Here is a 17,449-nt window from a genome sequence, read left to right as displayed (position 1 = left end):
GAGTGGTTGCCTCAGGCTTTATCATCATTCGGGCTCATCCCGAAACGGACAGATCGCCGCCCCGGGCGTTAGAGCGGTTCAGCGTTCGATAGTATCCGGCATGGAAAGCCGCCGCGCAGCTTTCCTGATATTTCCCTAATCGCGCAGGCTGAAGACGAAGGGCGCGGTGCGGGTGACGCGGGCGCCGAGTTCCGCCGGTGGCGCCGGCACCGATGCGCCCTGCAACGCGCCGAGCGCCGCACGATCGAGATCGCCGTCGCCCGAGGATCGAGCCAGCCGGGCCAAGACCACGCGCCCCGATGCATCCACTGTGAAAGTCACGCTCGGCGTGCCCTCGGCCCGCCTGGAGCGCGCCACGCTCGGATAGCGGGTGTGCCGCCTGATCCACGCCGCCAGGCTGGAATTCCAGCGCGACGAGCTGACGCTCGAGCGCGGCGCCGCGTTCGCGGATTGTGGCGCCGCCGCCGGCTTGGCGTCGATGCTGGCGGTGGTCGTCGCCTTGGACGTCGGCGCCTTTTTCACCCGTTCCTTCGGCTTTTCTCCCGACTTCTTCCCGGCCTTCACCTCGGCTTCCACAGGTTTCGGTTGCGGTAGCGGAATGACGACATCGGGCGCGACCGCCTCGACAGGGTCGGGCACGACTTCGTTCAGCGGCGGCTGCTCGCTCAGCGCCGCGACGGCCTGTTCCGCCGGCACGGCCCGTCCAGCCTCCTGCGTGTCGTCGAGCGGCTGTTCGGTGACCGGTTCTGCCTGCTCCACCACCGGCGCGGGGTCGGTCACCGGTTTCACGTCGGCAGGCTTTTCCGTCTCCTCCGCCGCATCGGGCGGCCCCGGTGTCACCGTGTCCAGCATTGCAGCCTCTTCGGGCACGGTGGGCGCGACGACCAGCGGCGCCATCTCGACCGCCAGCGCCGGCGGCGGACCGCCATCGGGCATGTCGGCGAAACTCAAATTCTGCACCGCGTAGGCGACCGCCACATGCGCGGCCAGAATGATCGCGGCGGCGCTCGTCCACAGGCCGGCCTCGCGCGGGCCGAAGCGCGGCTGGGACATGCGGGAAAGGGAGGCGACCGTCATCGCGCCGGGCTGCTACCGGCTGCCGGGGCAGGATTCGCGCCAGCCGCAGGCGTTCCTGGCGCAGCCTGCCCGCCGGCGCCGCCCGTGGTTTCGAGCCCGACCAGCGCGACCTTGAGATAGCCGGCGGCGCGCAAGAGGTTCATCACCTCCATCAGATCGCCATAGCCGACCGTCTTGTCGGCGCGCAGGAAGATGCGTGTCTGCCTGTCGCCCTTGGCGCGGCTGTCGAGCACGGCGGCAAAAGCCGGACGCGGCACGCTGTCATTGCCAATCGCCAGCGTGAGATCGCTTTTCAGCGTGAGGAACAGCGGCGTTTCGGGGCGCGGCGCGGGCGTTGCCGTCGAACCGGGCAGGTCGACATTGACGTCGACGGTGGCGAGGGGTGCTGCGACCATGAAGATGATCAGGAGCACCAGGATGACGTCGATGAACGGCGTGACGTTGATGTCATGATTTTCCTCGAGATCGTCGCCGAAAGTCTCGCGAATCCGCGCCGCCATCGCCGTCACTCCGCCGCCATGGCCGTCGCCGGCGGCACCGCGCGGAAGTCCAGGTCGCGGCTGACCAGCCGCTCGACCCCGCTGGAAGCATCGGCGAGGATCTGCCTGTAGCCGGCTATCGAGCGCGCGAAGACGTTGTAGATGACCACCGCCGGAATGGCCGCAACCAGGCCCATGGCGGTCGCAAGCAGCGCCTCGGCAATGCCAGGCGCGACGACGGCGAGGTTGGTGGTCTGCGCCCGCGAGATGCCGATGAAGGCGTTCATGATGCCCCAGACGGTGCCGAACAGGCCGACAAAGGGCGCCGTCGAACCGATCGTGGCGAGCAGGCCGGTGCCGCGCGACATGCGCCGCGCCGCCGCCGCCTCGATGCGCGAAAGCCTGGAGGCGACACGTTCCTTCAGGCCGTCGCCGGAAACATGGTCGAGCGCGCCGGCCGAAAGCGCCCGTTCTTCTTCCGCCGCGCGCAGCAGAAGCGCGCCCGGACCGCCGCTATGACCGAGTTCCCGCCGGGCCTGCATCAGCGTCGCGGCATTGCCGATCGCATCGGCGGCGCGCCGAGCCCTGAGCTTGCCGCCCAAGACCTCCAGCGACTTGGCAAGCCAGATCGTCCAGGTGACGAGAGATGCGAAGGCCAGCCCGACCATGACCGCCTTCACGACGATGTCGGCATTCATGAACATGCCCCACGGCGAGAGGTCATGCGGCAGTGTCAACGAGATGGAGGGCTCTTCACCGACGGCACCGTTCGGAGCCGGCTGGATGCCTGTGCCCGCCTGCACGGCTTCAACCGGTATTTGCGCCGCGGGCGGTGGATTGGCGGCGGATGCGGCAGGCGCGGGGCCGGCCGCTGCCGGACGGGTGGCCAGCGGTGTCGCCGGCTGCGGCTCAGCCACGACTATCCCAGCCGAAAAGATCAGGGATGCGGCCAGCGCCGCGAACAGAACGCTCCGGGACAAGTCTCGTCCTCGCTTTGTCATGGCACGAGCCGGCGGATTGTCGGCTGGTGCGAACCTCGGCCACGGCTTTGCGCCATGCGCCGCCGACTGAGTATAAAACATGACTTTGAGAGTCAAGATTAAGATCGGAATCCAGGCCAACAAATCCGGCGAAGCCGCTGTCCGATCGCTTCGGCGCGCGCCGGCCGTCACCAGAGGGACTTCCGCCGCATGCGCGACAGGCTATGTTCGATACCGAAGAAGGAGACCGCGGATGATCAAGGCGATACCATTCGACTTCCCTTATGACGGCAGGCTGGTGCCGCAACATACCGCGCTGCTGGTCATCGATCTGCAGGAGGATTTCCTGTCGCCGACCGGCTATTTTGCCAGGAAAGGCTATGACCCGTCGCCGCTGAGAGCCATCCTGCCGGCGGTGAACCGGCTGATTGCCGCGGCGCGCGCCGCAGGTATCGTCGTCATCCACACAAGGCAAGGCTACCGCGCCGACATGGCCGACATGACGCCTTACGAAAAATGGCGGCGCAAGCGGGCTGGCCTCGACGGTACCGATGTCCTGCTGCGCTCCGGACCGGGCTTCCAGATCTCCGCCGATGTCGACGCGGCGCCGCAGGACGTCATCATCGACAAGACCTGCAACAGCGCCTTCACCTATACCGATCTGGAGATGGTGCTGCGTGCGCGGGACATAACGCATCTGCTTTTCACCGGCTGCACGACGGATGTGTGCGTGCACACCACGTTGCGCGAGGCCTGCGACCGCAACTTCCAGTGTCTGACGATTTCGGATGCCTGCGCCAGCGGCGACCAGTATGCGCATGAAGCGGCGCTGCACATGGTGACGGTCGAGGACGGGATCTTTGGCGCGCTGGCCGACTCGCAAACCGTCATCGCGGCGTTGCGGCAGCTTGCGGGCGCCGTGCGCTGAAGGTGTTTGGGGTCTCATCGAAATTTTTGCGCCCCACCGTTCCGTTTCCGGTTCCACCTTCGTCTTGAGGGTCGTAACAGGTGTGAGCGCCGCGACGGCCTCCGCCCACAGGACAAACGGAGCCGAGCCATGTCGACCACAGTGACCTTGATCAACGTCTTCACCGCCAAGCCGGGCAAGCAGCAGGAACTCGCCAGGACGCTCGCCGAGGGCACGCGAAGCTTCTTCAGCAAGCAGCCGGGCTCGCTGTCGTCATCCGTGGTCGTCGGCGGCGACGGCAGCAAGGTCGCCAACATCTCGCAATGGCGTTCGGTCGACGACATCGCGGCCTTCCGCGCCGATCCGCGTTTCGCCGGCTACATGAAGTGCATCGTCGGGCTCGCAGCCGGCGAGAGCATGATGGGTCACACGACCTATTCGCATACGGGCGGGATCGAAGACCAGGAGGTTGCGTGACCGGTTTGCACGATCAGTCCGCCGCGACGACCGAGGCCCGGCTTCGCGCCTTCGAGCGCGAGGCCGCCGGCCTGAGGGCCAAGCTGCACCGCTACGCGTCGCGCATGGTCGGATCGGTCATCGATGGCGAGGACATCGTGCAGGAGGCTCTGGCCAAAGGCTTCGTGGCGATCAGGAATGGCGACATGCCCGACAGGACCGAACCCTGGCTGTTTCGCATCGCGCACAATGCGGCGCTCGATTTCCTGCGCAAGCGCGCCCGCTTGCGAGGCCGCGAAAGCGAGGTCGAGCTCGACACGATTGCCGACGAGAATTCGGCGCTGGACGCTCGCATCGCCGCGGAAGCGAGCCTTGCCGAGCTGATGCAACTGCCGCCGGCGCAAAGATGCGCGGTCCTGCTGAAGGACGTGCTCGGCCACAGCCTGGAGGAGATCGGCGAAATCCTCGAAACATCCGACATGGCGATCAAGGGCGCGCTGCAGCGCGGGCGCGAAAGCTTGCGCAAGCTGGCGGCCCCGCCGCGCATGGCGTCGGCCCGTCCGGCGCTCGACCGGCAGGAGATGCGCCGCTTGGGCGACTATGTGGTCGCCTTCAACGCCAGGGATTTCGATACGCTGCGCGGTCTTTTGGCCGAGGACGTCAAGCTGGAGCTGGTCAATCGCCTGCGCGCCGACGGCAAGGAATTTGTCGGCAATTATTTCGGTCGCTATGCCGACGAAACGCATTGGCATTTCGCGACCGGACTTGTCGAAGGCCGGCCCGCCATCCTGGTCACCAGCCCGGAGCGTCCGGATGGACCGCCGCGCTACTTCATCCTCATCGATTGGGAGGACGGCCGGATCGCCGGCATCCGCGATTTCCTGTTCGCGGATTACGTGATGGACGGCCTGGAGTACTCCGGCGCGCCGTGACTTCAACCTATACGGTGTTCCGCAAAGGGGGATGAGGCAAACGCACCCGGTTGCGGAACCTCCGGCTCGCGGCGCGCCAACGAATTCGCGAGCAGCGTGATGGTTTCGCGCCCAATGCGGGCGATCTCGCCCGGACGGTCGATGCCGCTGATCATGAATTCCTCGATGCCGAGCGCCGCATAGGGCAAAAGCGCCAGGGCAATCCGCGCCGGCGGCCCGGCGAGCTCGACCGCCTTGTGATCCGGGGTTCCGCTCCAGCCATCCGCGTGGATGCGCACCGGCAGCGCGAAGCGCAGCTTGCCGGCCCGGCCGTGCTCGGCGGCCGCGCGGCGCGCGCGCTCGATCAGCTGCCCGACCTCGTCCGGCGAACCGGCGGCCAGCTCGAAGACATCGGCATGCTTGCCGGCGACCTTCAGCGCGGTGCCGGACTGGCCGCCGAGCCGGATGACGAGATCGGCGCCATGCGGACCCTTGCGCGGCACGAAGCCGCCCCGGATGCTGTAGAAGGCGCCTTCATGGTCGAAGGGCCTGTCGTTCGACCACAGGCGTTTCAGCAGCACCAGATATTCGTCGATGCGCTGCCAAACCACGCTGTGGCCGACCGGCCGCGCCTCGGCATCGCTGTCTTCCAGCGGCTCGCTCAGCATGCGAAGCGACAGGCGGCCGCCGCCTCGGCGGTCGAGCGCGGCGAGCTGCCTTGCCGCCACCGTCGGCTCGATCACGCCGGCCCAATGCGTCAGCACCACCTCCAGCGAACCGGTGCGCTCGAGCGTCTGCGCGGCGATGTCCATATTGTTGAGCAGGCCGGCCGGATCGTCCACCACCAGCCTGCGAAAACCGGCGTCCTCGATCAGCGACAATTTGGTCGCCGTCTCGGCGAAATCGTAGAAGAAGCTGCCATTGGCAGCCTTACCGGGAACATGCGTGAACTCGATCGGCATTGCCATCTCCTCCATCACGTCGGCTTGCCCCGCTCCAAAGCCTTCGAACCAAATCCGCGGGCGCACGACAGCGCCCCGGCGCTCGGCCAGCTTTCCACTCCGGTTACGCAACTCAGCTTGTTTGACGGCGGGTCTCGGCCCGCCTTGAAATCAGGGGATCAACCCGAGCACCACCGCGCCGGTGAACACGAATGCAAGCGCGAAGACGAGATAGGCGAAGGTGCCGCCATAGGCGGGTCTCCAGCTTTGGTCGGCGATCAGCCTTTGGCCCTTGCGGGCGGTCTGAGCGTTCTGGATATAGGACATATCGGCCTCCGTCTCGACGGTTAATCTATAAAGTTAGTAGACTTTGTCGATTGCTATTTTTTGCCGATTTTTGGGAAAACGTTCTCAGGATGAGGCGCGGGCTGGTAATTCATTGCGATCTCGAGCGGAATATCCGGGCTGGAACCGAGGCAGGCAGGCTCGGCAAATGCCTGGAACCGTGGGCTTTTCGGCGGCAAACGGCCTCGCTCAAGCGCTTGGCTATGCCCAGCCCGACGCGCTAGAGCGGTTCACCGTTTCACGGAAACGGCGAACCGCTCTATCTCTTTGTTTTTGAAGCAATTCCGGACGGAAAACCGCTCACACTTTTCCTGGAATTGCTCTAGCATCAAACAAGCTCATAGGATCCAGGGAGACGAAGATGGGTGGAAGGCTGGCGGGCAAGGTCGCCATCGTTTCGGGCGGCGCGACGGGCATGGGCGGGGCGGCTTCGGAGCTGTTTGCCGCCGAAGGCGCCAAGGTGGCGATCATCGACCGCAATGGCGAGGCGGCCGGCAAGACCGCCGCGGCAATCCGCGAACGCGGCTATATCGCCGAGCATTTCGTGGCCGATGTTTCCGACGAGGCGCAGGTCGAGGCGGCGGTGAAGGCGGCGACGGATAAGCTCGGCCCGGTCACGGTGCTTTTCAATCATGCAGGCACGATCGTGATAAAGCCGTTCCTGGAGACGACGCTGCAGGAATGGGACTGGCTGCATGCCGTCAATGTCCGCTCGATGTTTTTGATGACGCGCGCGGTGCTGCCCGGCATGATCGCCGCCGGCGGCGGCTCGATCGTCTGCACCTCGTCGATCTCGGCGGTGGCGGCGACGCCGAACGAAGTGCTCTACGACACCACCAAGGGCGCCTGCCACATGTTCGCCCGCGCCATTGCGGTCGAGTTCCGCGACCGCAACATCCGCTGCAACGCCGTCTGCCCCGGCTTTATCTGCACCCCGCACGGACTGCGCGAGGTGGCCGATCTCGGCAAGCTCGGCGTCGACGTCTCCGACGCGGCCATGGCCGCGCAGCAGGGCCGCATCGGCGAGCCGGAGGAGGTGGCGAAGGCGGCGCTGTTTTTGGCCAGCGATGAGGCGAGCTTCGTCAACGGCGCGCATTTGTTCGTCGACAACGCTTTCACGGCGATCTGAGGCTTTTCCTCGCCCCACGAAAGTGGGGAGAGGTGGCTCGGCGAAGCCGAGACGGAGAGGGGACGCCCTGCGTGAAGCCAGAACCGGCTGAGAATTTGGCGCAAACGCGGCGCCGAAAGAGCAAACCATTCGACCGTCGGCGCAGCCCCCTCTCCGGCCGCTTCGCGGCCACCTCTCCCCCGCTTTGCGGGGGCGAGGAAACCAAGCCTACTACCGTTCCTCCCTCCTGAACGGCTTCAGCAGCGCCGAGGGCGCGACCGCGTTGCGCGACATGAATGCCATGGCGACGATGGTGAAGATGAAGGGCAGCATCAGGAAGGCTTCGTAGGGAATGTGGCCAAGGCCGCTGGCCTGCATCCGGAGCTGCAGCGCATCGACGAAGGCGAAGAGCAGCGCCGCGCCCGCCGAGCGCCAGGGGTCCCAGCGACCGAACACGACCAACGCGATCGCCACCCAGCCGCGGCCCGAGACGACGCCGAAGGTGAAGGCGTTGAACTGCGCCATGGTGAGGAAAGCGCCGGCAAGACCCATCAGAGCGCCGCCGAGGATCACCGCCTGGAAGCGCGTGGCGATAACGCTGACGCCGGCGGAATCGGCGGCGCGGGGGTTTTCGCCGACCATGCGCACCGACAGCCCCCATGGCGTGCGGTAGAGCACGAAGGCGGCGAGCGGAACGGCGACGATCGCCAGATAGACCAGCGTGAACTGGTTGAACACGGCCGGCCCCAGGATCGGGATGTCCGAGAGCAGTGGGATCGGCACCGGTTTGAAGCCATCGATGCTGGGCGGCACCGATTGCTGGCCGAAGATCAGCCGGTAGAGGAAATAGGCAAGGCCGGATGAGAACAAGGTCACGCCGATGCCGCAGACATGCTGGCTTAGCCCCAGCGCCACGGTGAACAGCGCATGCAGCGCGCCCATCAGCGCGCCGACAAGCACGGCCACCAGCACGCCCAGCCACAGGTTGCCGCTGAGGCTCGCGGCAGTGAAGCCGGCCATGGCCGACAGCAGCATGATGCCTTCGATGCCGAGATTGAGCACGCCGGCGCGCTCGGAAAACATTTCGCCGAGCGTGGCGAAGGCGAGCGGCGTGGCGATGCGGATGATGGCGGCGAGGAAGCCGACCTGGAAGATCTGCTCGAACACCGCGCTCATGTTTGCGCTCCCACGCGGCGGATGCGATAGGCGGTGAAGAGCAGCGCCACCAGCATGGCCAGTAGAGCGGTGCCCTGGATGACGTCGCTCAAGAAAGCCGGCACGCCGGTCGCGCGCGACATCGCCTCGGCGCCGGTCATGACGGCGGCGAGGAAGATCGCCGCCGGCACCACGCCGAGCGGGTTGAGCCTGGCGAGCATCGCAACGACGATGCCTGAATAGCCATAGCCCGGCGAGATGTCGCTCATCACCTGGAAGTGCACGCCGCCGACCTCGCCGACGCCGGCCAAGCCCGCCAGCGCGCCGGAGAGCAGGGCTGTCGAGAGCAGCACGCGCTGCACGTTGATGCCGCCATAGCGGGCGGCTTCCGGATTCTCGCCGGTGACACGGATGCGGAAGCCAAGCGTGGTGCGCGCGATCAGGAACCAGCAGAGGGGCGCTGCGATCAGCGCCACGACGACGCCGAGATGCAACCGCGTGCCTTCGATCAGCACCGGGAAATTGGCCGAATCCTCGATCGGCGGCGAGATCGGGTAGCCGGAGAAGGTATCCTTCCAAGGCCCTTCGATCAGCGCCATCAGCGCGTAATAGATGACCGAGTTGAGCAACAGCGAACTGACCACGTCGTCGACCTTGAATTTGACCCGCAGCGTCGCCGGCAACAGCGCGACGAGCGCGCCGGCGGCGGCGCCCGCCAGCGCCATCAGAAGCATGGCGAGATAGCCCGGCATCGGAATCGCGCCGACGAAGCAGCTCGCCACCGCGCCGGCGAGCAGCTGGCCCTCGGCGCCGATGTTCCAGAATTTGGCGCGGAAGGCGATCGCCACGGCGAGGCCGGTGAAGATCATCGGCGCGGCGCGCACGAGCGTCTCGGTGATGGCGTAGCTGTCGCCGAGCGAGGCCGACAGCATCACGCCATAGGCCTCGATCACGCCGGCGCCGGCCACGGCAATGAGCCCACTGCAGAGCACCAGCGTGACGCCGATGGCGATGAGCGGGAGGGCCAGGTTGAACCAGGCCGGTGTCGACGTGCGGGCTTCGAGGCGAAACATCAGGCCGCTTCCCCGGTTTGGACGGCGCCGGTCATCATCAGGCCGAGCCTTGCGACGGTGGCATCCGCGCTGGGAAGCGTGCCGGCGATGCGGCCCTCATACATCACCGCGATGCGGTCCGAGAGCATGAGCAATTCCTCGAGGTCCTCGCCGATGACGATGATGCCGCAGCCCTTGGCGCGCATCGCCAGGAATTTCTCGTGGATGAAGCGGGCCGCACCAATGTCGAGGCCGCGTGTCGGCTGCGAGACGATCAGCACTTTCGGATCGAAGGCGAGCTCGCGCGCCAGCAGCGCCTTCTGCAGATTGCCGCCGGACAGCGCGCCGGCGCGGACCATCGGGCCAGGGCAGCGTATGTCGTAAGCCTTGATCTGTTCTTCGGCGAAGGCGCGGATCGCGGTCGGGTTGAGCAAGCCCTTGCGGCTGAAGGACTCGGTGCCGATGCGCGGCAGCACCATGGAGTCGGCCAGAGGCAGGTTGGTCACCAGGCCGGTCGTCATACGGTCTTCCGGAATGCGGCCGAGGCCAAGCGCCTGCAACTCGCGCGGCGAAAATTGCGTAACTGTTTTGCCGGCTATCGTCATGGTGCCGGCCTTGGGCGGCAGCATGCCGGAAATGACGTCGGCGAGCGCGCGCTGGCCGTTGCCGGAGACACCGGCGATGCCGAGAATCTCGCCCGCGCGGACGAAAAGCGAGACATCGCGCAACGGGGTGCCGGCGTGACCGGAAGTGGATATGCCATCCAGCGTCAGCACCGCGGCGCCGGGCGTCGAAGCCTCCCGGGTCGGCGGGACGATTTCGTGGCCGCACATCAGCTTCGCCATTTCGGCCGATGTGGTGCTTGCCGGGTGGTCGACGCGTCCGGCGACCTTGCCATGGCGCAGCACGACGCAGCGATGGGTGAGCGCCCGGACTTCGTTTAGCTTGTGCGAGATGAAGATGATGCCTAGCCCTTGCGCCGCCATCGAGCGCAGGGCGGCGAACAGCCCGTCGACCTCGCTCGGCGCCAGCACTGCCGTCGGCTCGTCGAGGATCAGAAGCTTCGCGCCGCGAAACAGCGCCTTGATGATTTCCAGCCGCTGCTGCTCGCCGACCGACAAGGCCGAGACCGGCAGGTTCGGATCGAGGCTCAGGCCGTGCTGGTGGCCGATCTCCTGCAGCCGCGCCAAGCCTCCGGCGCGGTCGATTCGGCCGGACTTGCCGGGAATGCCGATCAGCAGGTTTTCCAGCACCGTGAGACGCGGGGCTAAGTGAAAATGCTGGTGCACCATGCCGATGCCGGCGGCGAGCGCATCGGCCGAATTGTGGATGGCGACCGGCCTGCCTTCGACGAGGATCTCGCCGGCATCCGGGGCATAGGCGCCGAACAAAACGTTCATCAGCGTCGTCTTGCCGGCGCCGTTCTCGCCCAGCAGGCCGAGGATTTCGCCGGGCGCGACGCTGAGATCGACAGCCTCGTTCGCCTTGACAGCGCCGAAGATCTTGGTGATGCCGCGCATTTCGATGAGTGGGGCGGACAAGGGTGAATCCCGGTGAGAATGGCGCGATTCTTTACCCTGCCCCTTGTGGGGAGGGTCGGCTCACGATCGCAGCGAAGCGGAGATTGTGAGACGGGGCGGGGGCACGGCGCCGAAGGCCCCCACCCCGCTCCGCTTCGCGGATCGACCCTCCCCACAAGGGGGAGGGTAAAGGTCAATCCGAAACCGGCGTGTTCTCGTCGACATCGACGCGGAAATTGCCTTCGAGGATCTCGGCCTTCTTTTTCTCGACCAGGTCCTTGACCTCAGCGGGCAGCGTCTTGTCGAACTTGTGGTAGGGTGCCAGATAGGAGCCGCCCTTGGCCATGCGCGAGAAGTCGCCATAGTCCTGCGCGGTGAAGACGCCGGCCTTGACCAGCTTGATCGCCTGCTCGACCGTCGGATACATGTCCCAGACCGGGCCAGTGATGACCGTGTCGGGCCCGAGGCTCGACTGGTCGGACATGTTGGAGATGGCAAGAATCTTCTTCTCGACCGCCGCCTCGATGACGCCGAAGCGCTCGGCATAGATGACGTCGACGCCGGCATCGATCTGCGCCACGGCCGCTTCCTTGGCCTTCGGCGGATCGAAGAAGGAGCCGATGAAGGCGACCTTCTTCTTGACGTTCGGATTGACCTCCTTGGCGCCGGCAAAGAAGGCGTTGACCAGCCGGTTCACTTCCGGAATGCCCATCGCCGCGACCGCGCCGACCGTGCCCGACTTCGACATCTTTCCCGCGATCATGCCGGAGAGATAGGCCGGCTCATGGATCCAGTTGTCGAAGACGCCGAAATTCGGCTCGGCCGGGCCGGCGCCGGAACCGAACAGCCAGGCGGTCTTCGGGAATTGCTTGGCGGTCTTTCGCGATTCGCGCTCGGCGGCGAAGGCGTCGCCAAGCACAAGCTGGTAGCCCCCTTGCGCATATTCGCGCATCACGCGGCTGAAGTCGGCGGTCTGCACCTTTTCCGACCATTTGTATTCGATGCCCAGCTCCTTCTCGGCCTTCTGCAGCGCGGCATGGATCTGGTTGTCCCACGGCTCCTCGATCGGCGTGGCGAAGATCGCCGCCACCTTCAGCTTCTTGTCCTTGGCGAAGGCCGCGCCGGGCAGCACGGTGGCCGCGAGGCCGAGCGCGCCAAGTTCCAGCAGGTTGCGCCGCGACAGGCCGGCGCGTTGGGTTTTGCTACGGTCGTTTTCCATTGAAGTGCCCCTCTGATTGACAGCCGTGTCGAGCCGGCCGTTCGAAAAATGTCAGACGCTGAGGACTATGGAACGGTGGTTGAGATTTGTCCACATGGTCAAATTTGGCTTGTCGCTTCCGCCTTCGTCATCCACGGGCGGAGCAAGGAGCGAAGCGACGCGCGCAGACCCGAGGATCATGCCGTGACGACCGAGCGCTGCAACGGTGCAGAACGAGCGACGGCTGCGCCAATGTCCATTCTGCACCGTGGCGTTCTTCGTTTGAAGTTTCGGCATGGATTCCAGGGTCTACGCTTCGCTTCGCCCTGGAATGACGAAATTACCGGACGCCCGCACCTTCCCAAGCCCCCGTCTCGGCAAACCTTCTCAACGCCGGCGCCGGCTCGAAAATCGGCCGTCCCGTCCGCACACGCCAATATTCCAGCCGCTCGACGATCCTGCCGGCTCCTTCGAGCCCGGCCCAGAACATCGGCCCGCCCTTGCCGATCGGGAAGCCGTAGCCATTCACCCAGACGACGTCGATGTCGGACGCGCGCGCGGCGATGCCTTCCTCGAGGATCTTCGCGCCTTCGTTGACCAGCGGATAGAGCGTGCGCTCGATGATGTCGTCGGCGCCGATCTCACGCCGGGCAATTCCAAGCTCCGCCGCCTTGGCGCGGATCAGCGCCTCGACGTCCGGGTCAGCAACCGGCTCGCGCGAGCCCGCCTCATAGCGATACCACCCACTTCCGGTCTTCTGGCCGAAATGACCCTGCTCGCACAGCGTATCGGCGATCACGGCCGTCTGGCCGCGCGCCTTGCGGTTGCGCCAGCCGATGTCCAGCCCAGCGAGGTCGCCCATCTGGAACGGACCCATCGGCCATCCGAAATCGGTGAACGCCTTGTCGACCTGGGCAGGGGTGGCACCTTCGAGCAATAGCGCTTCGTTTTCGGCACCCCGCGCGGAGAGCATCCGGTTGCCGACGAAGCCGTGGCAGACGCCGACGACGACCGCGACCTTGCCGATGCGCCGAGCGAGATCGGCGACCGTCGCCAGCACCTCGGGCGCGGTCTTTTCGGCGCGCACGATCTCCAGCAGCTTCATGACATTTGCCGGCGAAAAGAAATGCATGCCGAGCACGTCCTGCGGCCGCGAGGTCGAGGCGGCGATTTCGTTCACGTCGAGATAGGAGGTGTTGGTGGCGAGGATGGCGCCGGGCCTGGCGATGGTATCGAGCTTGCCGAAGACGTCCTTCTTCACCGCCATGTCCTCGAACACGGCCTCAATGATAAGGTCGCAATCGGCAAGGTCGGCATAGTCGGTGCCGCCCTTGAACAGGCCAAGCCGCTGCTGCCTGGCCTCCTCCGTCAACGAGCCTCGGCTGACGGAGACTGCATAATTCTTCCCGATCGTTGCCAGCCCGCGCTGCAGCGCCTCCTCGCTGGTCTCGAGCAAAGTCACCGGGAGACCGCCATTGGCAAGGGCCATGGCGATGCCGCCGCCCATCGTGCCGGCGCCGATGATGCCGACGCGGGTGATCCGGCGCTTCTGTAGATCCTTGCCGGGCACCTTCGCCGCCTCGCGTTCGGCGAAGAACAGATGCCGCTGCGCGCGCGACTGGTCGCCGGAAACGAGTTTCTGGAAAAGCTGCCGCTCGGCGGCAAGTGCTGCGTCGAAGGGTAAGGTGATCGCGTTGCGCACGGCCTCGGTGCAGGCCAGCGGCGCTTCCAGCCCGCGGGCCTTTTTGGCCAGCTCAGCGGCTTGGGCGTCGAAGGCGGCGAGATCGGTTTCGACAAGGCGTTCATTGCGCTCACGCACCGGCACGAACGGCCCGCCTCGATCCGCCATTTCGCGAGCGAAACGGATCGCCTCTGCCAAAAGATCACTGTCGACAACGGCGTCCACGAGGCTGGCCGCCTTCGCCTCGCCGGCCGAAATCGGCGTTCCGGAAACGATCATGGCGAGCGCCTTCGCGGGGCCGACCAAGCGTGGCAAGCGCACCGTGCCGCCGCCGCCCGGCAAGAGGCCGAGCTTCACTTCCGGCTGGCCGAGCCTGGCGCTCTTTTCCGCGACGCGAAAATGGCAGCCCAATGCGAGTTCCAGCCCGCCGCCGAGCGCTGTGCCGTGGATGGCGGCGACCGTCGGCTTGGGAACCGTTTCCAGCAAGGCGATGATGGCGCGCAGTTCCGGTTGCTGGACCGGCTTGCCGAATTCGGTGATGTCGGCGCCGGCCACGAAAGTCCGCCCGGCGCAGGCGATAACGATCGCTCTGGCGGCGGGATCGTCGCGCAAACCGGTGAGCGCCTCGTAAAGCGGCTTGCGGACATGAAAGCTCAGCGCGTTGACCGGCGGGTTGTCGATGGTGACAACCGCCACGCCGTTGTCGTTCGCGACGCTGACAGAACTGGACAAGCGGAACCCTCCCGAGACCGGCCACAACCGCGCAAGGGTTTACTAGGCGGCGCGGCGAATGGGAACTTAATCCGGCGTTGGCCTAACGGTTGGTCGGTGCCTAGTTATCCACCCGGCCGAAAGGCGGCACGTCGCCGATCACTTCGCGCTTGTCCTTGCCGCAGACGAAGGTCTTCGCCTTCTCGTCGGCGAGCTTGCGCGCCTGGTCGTTGGCCTGCGGGTTGCCGGTGGCCAAAACCAGGCCGACAGTGCAGCCCTGATGCTCTTCCGGTTGCGCGACCTTGGCGACGACCAGCACATCGGTCGATTTCTTGTCGTCCTCGGGATTGCTGACCGAGCGGCGATGAATGGCGGCGAAGGGGATGGCCACGTCGCCATTGGTCTCGATGCGCCATTCCACCTTCGGGCCGGAGCCGTTGAAGGCCGTGAAGCTCTCCCAGACCGCGGTCATGTCGTCGGACGGAAAGCCGTAATAGACGGATTCGCGCGCGTCGTCGTAGCCGATCAGCACCGGGTAGCCGCGATAGCCGGAGCACACGAGGTCCGCCCAGTCGCCGTCGCCTTCCGCGGCCTGCGCGTAGGTCACGCAGTCTTTCTTGGAGTCGAGATCGGTGTAGGCGCTGGAGATTTCGCCGGCCCGGGCCGCCTGGCAGAAACCGGCGAGGGCAAGCGGGATCAGAAGGGCACGCATCAATGGCAACTCCGTTGCGAGTTGCCGGAAGCGTAACGCCGTCTGCTATTTCTTCAAGCTGGCTTCAATCAAGAGGTCGGCGTTGCGGGCAACCGACGCCGCCGGTCCGCCATGGCCGAAAAGCTGGCCGCTGATATAGGCGCCTTCGATGAGGAGGAGCAGCCCGTCGCCCAGCGTATTGGAATCCGCCGCGCCCATCGCGGCGGCCATGGCGCGCAGGCGCCGGCGCAACTCCACCTTGTTGTTCTCGCTCACCACCCGCGCGGGGTGGCCACGCTCGGGATATTCCACAGCGGCGTTGGTCATGCCGCAGCCGCGGTAATCCGGCTTCTGCGTGCGTTTCCCGACGCGGGTCAGGAAGGCGATGATCTGGGCGCGCGGATTGCCTGGATGCGCGTCGACGGCCTCGTCGAACCGTTCCCAGAATTCCAGGTCGTATTTGCGCAGATAGGAGGCGGCGAGCTCATCCTTGGACGGGAAGCTGCGGTAGAGGCTGGGTTTTGTGACGCCGGCGCGCTTGACGATCTCGTCGACGCCAATCGCCCTGATGCCCTCGCGATAAAAAAGGTCGCGCGCCACGTCCAGGATCTTGTCCGCCGCCTTCGGTGCGGGGGCCGCGTTCAACGACGCTTCAATTTTATTGTCCGATGGCATGCAGACGACCCGCTTGACAATGTTACTGACCGGTACGTATGTATGGTGCCATCCCATTGCAACGTACCGGTCAGTAACATGATAGCCCAGTCCCGTCCGTTTGGCCAGCGCTACGCTTTCGTCGTCGTTGCCGTCATCTTCTTCTGCCTGCTGATCGCCGCCGGGCTTCGCTCGGCGCCCTCGGTGATGATGGTTCCGCTGGAGGAAAGCTTCGGCTGGCGCCGCGACGTGACCTCATGGGCGGCCAGCATCGGGATCCTGCTCTACGGCCTGACCGGGCCGTTCGCGGCGGCGCTGATGGAGCGCATCGGGCTGCGCCGCACCCTGCTCGGATCGCTGCTGGTGATGTCCGGGTCGACCGCGCTCAGCCTGTTCATGACTGAGCCCTGGCATCTCTTCATCACCTGGGGTGTGCTTTCCGGCATCGGCTCCGGCGCGGTGGCGAGCGTGCTCGGCGCCACCATCGTCAACCGCTGGTTCAAGACCAATCGCGGCCTGATGATGGGGCTGATGTCGGCCTCCAGCGCCACCGGCATGCTGGTGTTCCTGCCGGTGATCGCCTCGCTGGCGCAGAGCGGCGGCTGGAAGCCGGTGGCGATTGCGGTCGCGCTTGCCACTGCCGCGCTGATCCCGTTCGTCTTCCTGCTGGTGCCCGAGCGCCCATCCTCGATCGGCCAGGTGCGCTACGGCGCCGATGCCGACGACGTTCCGCCGGTGTCGCCGGCATCGCAGGGCAATTTCCTGGCGCATACGCTGAACACGCTGCGCCGCGCCGCCGGCACCAGGGTGTTCTGGTACCTGTTCGCCACCTTCTTCGTCTGCGGCTTCACCACCAACGGCCTCGTCGGCACACATCTCATCGCGTTTTGCGGCGATATGGGGATCGGCGAGGTGCAGGCGGCCGGGCTGTTGTCGATGATGGGCATTTTCGACCTGATCGGCACGACTTTGTCCGGCTGGCTCACCGACCGCTTCGATCCGCGCAAGCTGCTCGGTGTCTATTACGCGGTGCGCGGCCTGTCGCTGATCTACCTGCCCTACTCCGGCTTCTCGGCGACCAGCCTGATCATCTTCGCCGTGCTCTACGGGCTGGACTGGATCGCCACCGTGCCGCCGACGCTGAGACTCGCCAACGAGGCCTTTGGCGACCGCAGCGGGCCGATCGTGTTCGGCTGGATCGTCGCCGGCCATCAGGTGGGGGCTGCGGCGGCCGCCGCCTTCGGCGGCACGATGCGCGAGCTGCAGGGCAACTACGAACTGGCCTTCCTGATTGCCGGCATGACGGGCATCGCGGCGGCCTGTATCTCGCTCTTGATCAATACCGACAGGCCGGCTTTCGAGCCGGAGCCGCAGGCGGCTTGAGGCATGTCGATATTCGGGTGAGGTCGGCCTGCAAGCGGCAATCTCCTGCGCTTCCGGTGCTCACGTACTTTAAGTACGCTCCGCTCCGGTTCTCGGAGACCGCCGTTTTCGGCTCGTCCTGACCCGAATTTCGACACGCCTCCCGGCGCAGGTTTCCCCTTCTCCCACAAGGGGAGAAGGAAAGCGCTGCACTGTTATCA

At 65.8% G+C, this 17,449-nt stretch carries 17 protein-coding genes; 5 read left to right on the top strand and 12 right to left on the bottom strand.

Features of this window, described 5'->3' with window-relative positions; translation table 11 throughout:
* Positions 1-135 precede the first annotated feature (135 nt).
* The 3 genes from DPM35_RS17815 to exbB are packed head-to-tail and all read right to left on the bottom strand — an operon-like array spanning position 136 to position 2,536.
* Positions 136-1,077 (bottom strand): energy transducer TonB family protein, encoded by a 942-nt coding sequence (locus tag DPM35_RS17815; protein ID WP_112128609.1) that lies wholly within the window; start codon positions 1,075-1,077, stop codon positions 136-138.
* Positions 1,074-1,577: a TonB system transport protein ExbD gene (gene exbD, locus DPM35_RS17810; RefSeq protein WP_112128608.1), complete on the bottom strand. Its 504-nt coding sequence runs from the start codon at positions 1,575-1,577 to the stop codon at positions 1,074-1,076. The genes DPM35_RS17815 and exbD overlap by 4 nt, the downstream gene beginning before the upstream one ends.
* Positions 1,578-1,582: 5 nt before the next feature.
* Positions 1,583-2,536, bottom strand: a complete 954-nt coding sequence (gene exbB / locus DPM35_RS17805) for a tonB-system energizer ExbB (RefSeq protein ID WP_112128607.1) — start codon at positions 2,534-2,536, stop codon at positions 1,583-1,585.
* 253 nt (positions 2,537-2,789) lie between these two features.
* Between exbB and DPM35_RS17800 the strand changes: the two genes are divergently transcribed.
* The 3 genes from DPM35_RS17800 to DPM35_RS17790 all read left to right on the top strand — a co-directional run bounded on the left by DPM35_RS17800 (position 2,790) and on the right by DPM35_RS17790 (position 4,831).
* On the top strand, positions 2,790-3,464 hold the full coding sequence (locus DPM35_RS17800; protein WP_112128606.1) for a cysteine hydrolase family protein: 675 nt from the start codon (positions 2,790-2,792) through the stop codon (positions 3,462-3,464).
* A gap of 129 nt (positions 3,465-3,593) precedes the next feature.
* Complete coding sequence (locus DPM35_RS32855) at positions 3,594-3,920, top strand: putative quinol monooxygenase (protein WP_112128605.1); 327 nt, start codon at positions 3,594-3,596, stop codon at positions 3,918-3,920.
* Positions 3,917-4,831: a sigma-70 family RNA polymerase sigma factor gene (locus DPM35_RS17790; RefSeq protein ID WP_342633674.1), complete on the top strand. Its 915-nt coding sequence runs from the start codon at positions 3,917-3,919 to the stop codon at positions 4,829-4,831. Before DPM35_RS32855 ends, DPM35_RS17790 begins: the two co-directional genes overlap by 4 nt.
* 2 nt (positions 4,832-4,833) lie before the next feature.
* Here the strand turns inward: DPM35_RS17790 and DPM35_RS17785 are convergent, their stop codons facing one another.
* On the bottom strand, positions 4,834-5,772 hold the full coding sequence (locus tag DPM35_RS17785) for an LLM class flavin-dependent oxidoreductase (protein ID WP_112129071.1): 939 nt from the start codon (positions 5,770-5,772) through the stop codon (positions 4,834-4,836).
* A 150-nt stretch (positions 5,773-5,922) separates the two neighbouring features.
* Positions 5,923-6,078 carry a hypothetical protein gene (locus DPM35_RS17780; protein WP_112128603.1) on the bottom strand — a complete coding sequence of 52 codons (156 nt, stop codon included), beginning with the start codon at positions 6,076-6,078 and terminating at the stop codon, positions 5,923-5,925.
* Positions 6,079-6,457: 379 nt separating this feature from the next.
* On the opposite strand from DPM35_RS17780, the gene DPM35_RS17775 reads away from it, so the two are divergent.
* Positions 6,458-7,225: an SDR family NAD(P)-dependent oxidoreductase gene (locus DPM35_RS17775; RefSeq protein ID WP_112128602.1), complete on the top strand. Its 768-nt coding sequence runs from the start codon at positions 6,458-6,460 to the stop codon at positions 7,223-7,225.
* A 210-nt stretch (positions 7,226-7,435) separates the two neighbouring features.
* Here DPM35_RS17775 and DPM35_RS17770 read toward each other — a convergent pair whose 3' ends face one another.
* The 7 genes from DPM35_RS17770 to DPM35_RS17740 all read right to left on the bottom strand — a co-directional run bounded on the left by DPM35_RS17770 (position 7,436) and on the right by DPM35_RS17740 (position 15,887).
* Positions 7,436-8,380: an ABC transporter permease gene (locus DPM35_RS17770; protein WP_112128601.1), complete on the bottom strand. Its 945-nt coding sequence runs from the start codon at positions 8,378-8,380 to the stop codon at positions 7,436-7,438.
* Positions 8,377-9,432: an ABC transporter permease gene (locus DPM35_RS17765; RefSeq protein WP_112128600.1), complete on the bottom strand. Its 1,056-nt coding sequence runs from the start codon at positions 9,430-9,432 to the stop codon at positions 8,377-8,379. Before DPM35_RS17765 ends, DPM35_RS17770 begins: the two co-directional genes overlap by 4 nt.
* Positions 9,432-10,952 (bottom strand): ABC transporter ATP-binding protein, encoded by a 1,521-nt coding sequence (locus DPM35_RS17760; protein ID WP_112128599.1) that lies wholly within the window; start codon positions 10,950-10,952, stop codon positions 9,432-9,434. Before DPM35_RS17760 ends, DPM35_RS17765 begins: the two co-directional genes overlap by 1 nt.
* Positions 10,953-11,124: 172 nt before the next feature.
* Positions 11,125-12,150: a BMP family protein gene (locus tag DPM35_RS17755; protein WP_112128598.1), complete on the bottom strand. Its 1,026-nt coding sequence runs from the start codon at positions 12,148-12,150 to the stop codon at positions 11,125-11,127.
* 319 nt (positions 12,151-12,469) lie between these two features.
* Positions 12,470-14,542 carry a 3-hydroxyacyl-CoA dehydrogenase NAD-binding domain-containing protein gene (locus DPM35_RS17750; protein WP_112128597.1) on the bottom strand — a complete coding sequence of 691 codons (2,073 nt, stop codon included), beginning with the start codon at positions 14,540-14,542 and terminating at the stop codon, positions 12,470-12,472.
* Positions 14,543-14,642: 100 nt separating this feature from the next.
* The gene (locus tag DPM35_RS17745; protein ID WP_112128596.1) at positions 14,643-15,233 is read right to left on the bottom strand and encodes a hypothetical protein; all 591 of its coding nucleotides are present in this window, start codon (positions 15,231-15,233) and stop codon (positions 14,643-14,645) included.
* Positions 15,234-15,278: 45 nt separating this feature from the next.
* On the bottom strand, positions 15,279-15,887 hold the full coding sequence (locus DPM35_RS17740) for a TetR/AcrR family transcriptional regulator (RefSeq protein ID WP_112128595.1): 609 nt from the start codon (positions 15,885-15,887) through the stop codon (positions 15,279-15,281).
* Positions 15,888-15,965: 78 nt separating this feature from the next.
* Between DPM35_RS17740 and DPM35_RS17735 the strand changes: the two genes are divergently transcribed.
* A complete protein-coding gene (locus DPM35_RS17735; protein WP_112128594.1) occupies positions 15,966-17,249 on the top strand; it encodes an MFS transporter in 1,284 nt (427 codons plus the stop codon).
* Positions 17,250-17,449 lie beyond the last annotated feature (200 nt).

Source organism: Mesorhizobium atlanticum, from assembly GCF_003289965.1.
Taxonomy (GTDB): domain Bacteria; phylum Pseudomonadota; class Alphaproteobacteria; order Rhizobiales; family Rhizobiaceae; genus Mesorhizobium; species Mesorhizobium atlanticum.
This window is presented reverse-complemented; position numbering and strand designations above follow the sequence as displayed.

Coding starts and splice junctions, on each gene's coding strand:
- DPM35_RS17815 (WP_112128609.1), bottom strand. CDS start 1,077: ATGACGGTCGCCTCCCTTTCCCGCATGTCCCAGCCGCGCTTCGGCCCG.
- exbD (WP_112128608.1), bottom strand. CDS start 1,577: ATGGCGGCGCGGATTCGCGAGACTTTCGGCGACGATCTCGAGGAAAAT.
- DPM35_RS17800 (WP_112128606.1), top strand. CDS start 2,790: ATGATCAAGGCGATACCATTCGACTTCCCTTATGACGGCAGGCTGGTG.
- DPM35_RS32855 (WP_112128605.1), top strand. CDS start 3,594: ATGTCGACCACAGTGACCTTGATCAACGTCTTCACCGCCAAGCCGGGC.
- DPM35_RS17785 (WP_112129071.1), bottom strand. CDS start 5,772: ATGCCGATCGAGTTCACGCATGTTCCCGGTAAGGCTGCCAATGGCAGC.
- DPM35_RS17780 (WP_112128603.1), bottom strand. CDS start 6,078: ATGTCCTATATCCAGAACGCTCAGACCGCCCGCAAGGGCCAAAGGCTG.
- DPM35_RS17775 (WP_112128602.1), top strand. CDS start 6,458: ATGGGTGGAAGGCTGGCGGGCAAGGTCGCCATCGTTTCGGGCGGCGCG.
- DPM35_RS17770 (WP_112128601.1), bottom strand. CDS start 8,380: ATGAGCGCGGTGTTCGAGCAGATCTTCCAGGTCGGCTTCCTCGCCGCC.
- DPM35_RS17765 (WP_112128600.1), bottom strand. CDS start 9,432: ATGTTTCGCCTCGAAGCCCGCACGTCGACACCGGCCTGGTTCAACCTG.
- DPM35_RS17755 (WP_112128598.1), bottom strand. CDS start 12,150: ATGGAAAACGACCGTAGCAAAACCCAACGCGCCGGCCTGTCGCGGCGC.
- DPM35_RS17745 (WP_112128596.1), bottom strand. CDS start 15,233: ATGCGTGCCCTTCTGATCCCGCTTGCCCTCGCCGGTTTCTGCCAGGCG.
- DPM35_RS17740 (WP_112128595.1), bottom strand. CDS start 15,887: ATGCCATCGGACAATAAAATTGAAGCGTCGTTGAACGCGGCCCCCGCA.
- DPM35_RS17735 (WP_112128594.1), top strand. CDS start 15,966: ATGATAGCCCAGTCCCGTCCGTTTGGCCAGCGCTACGCTTTCGTCGTC.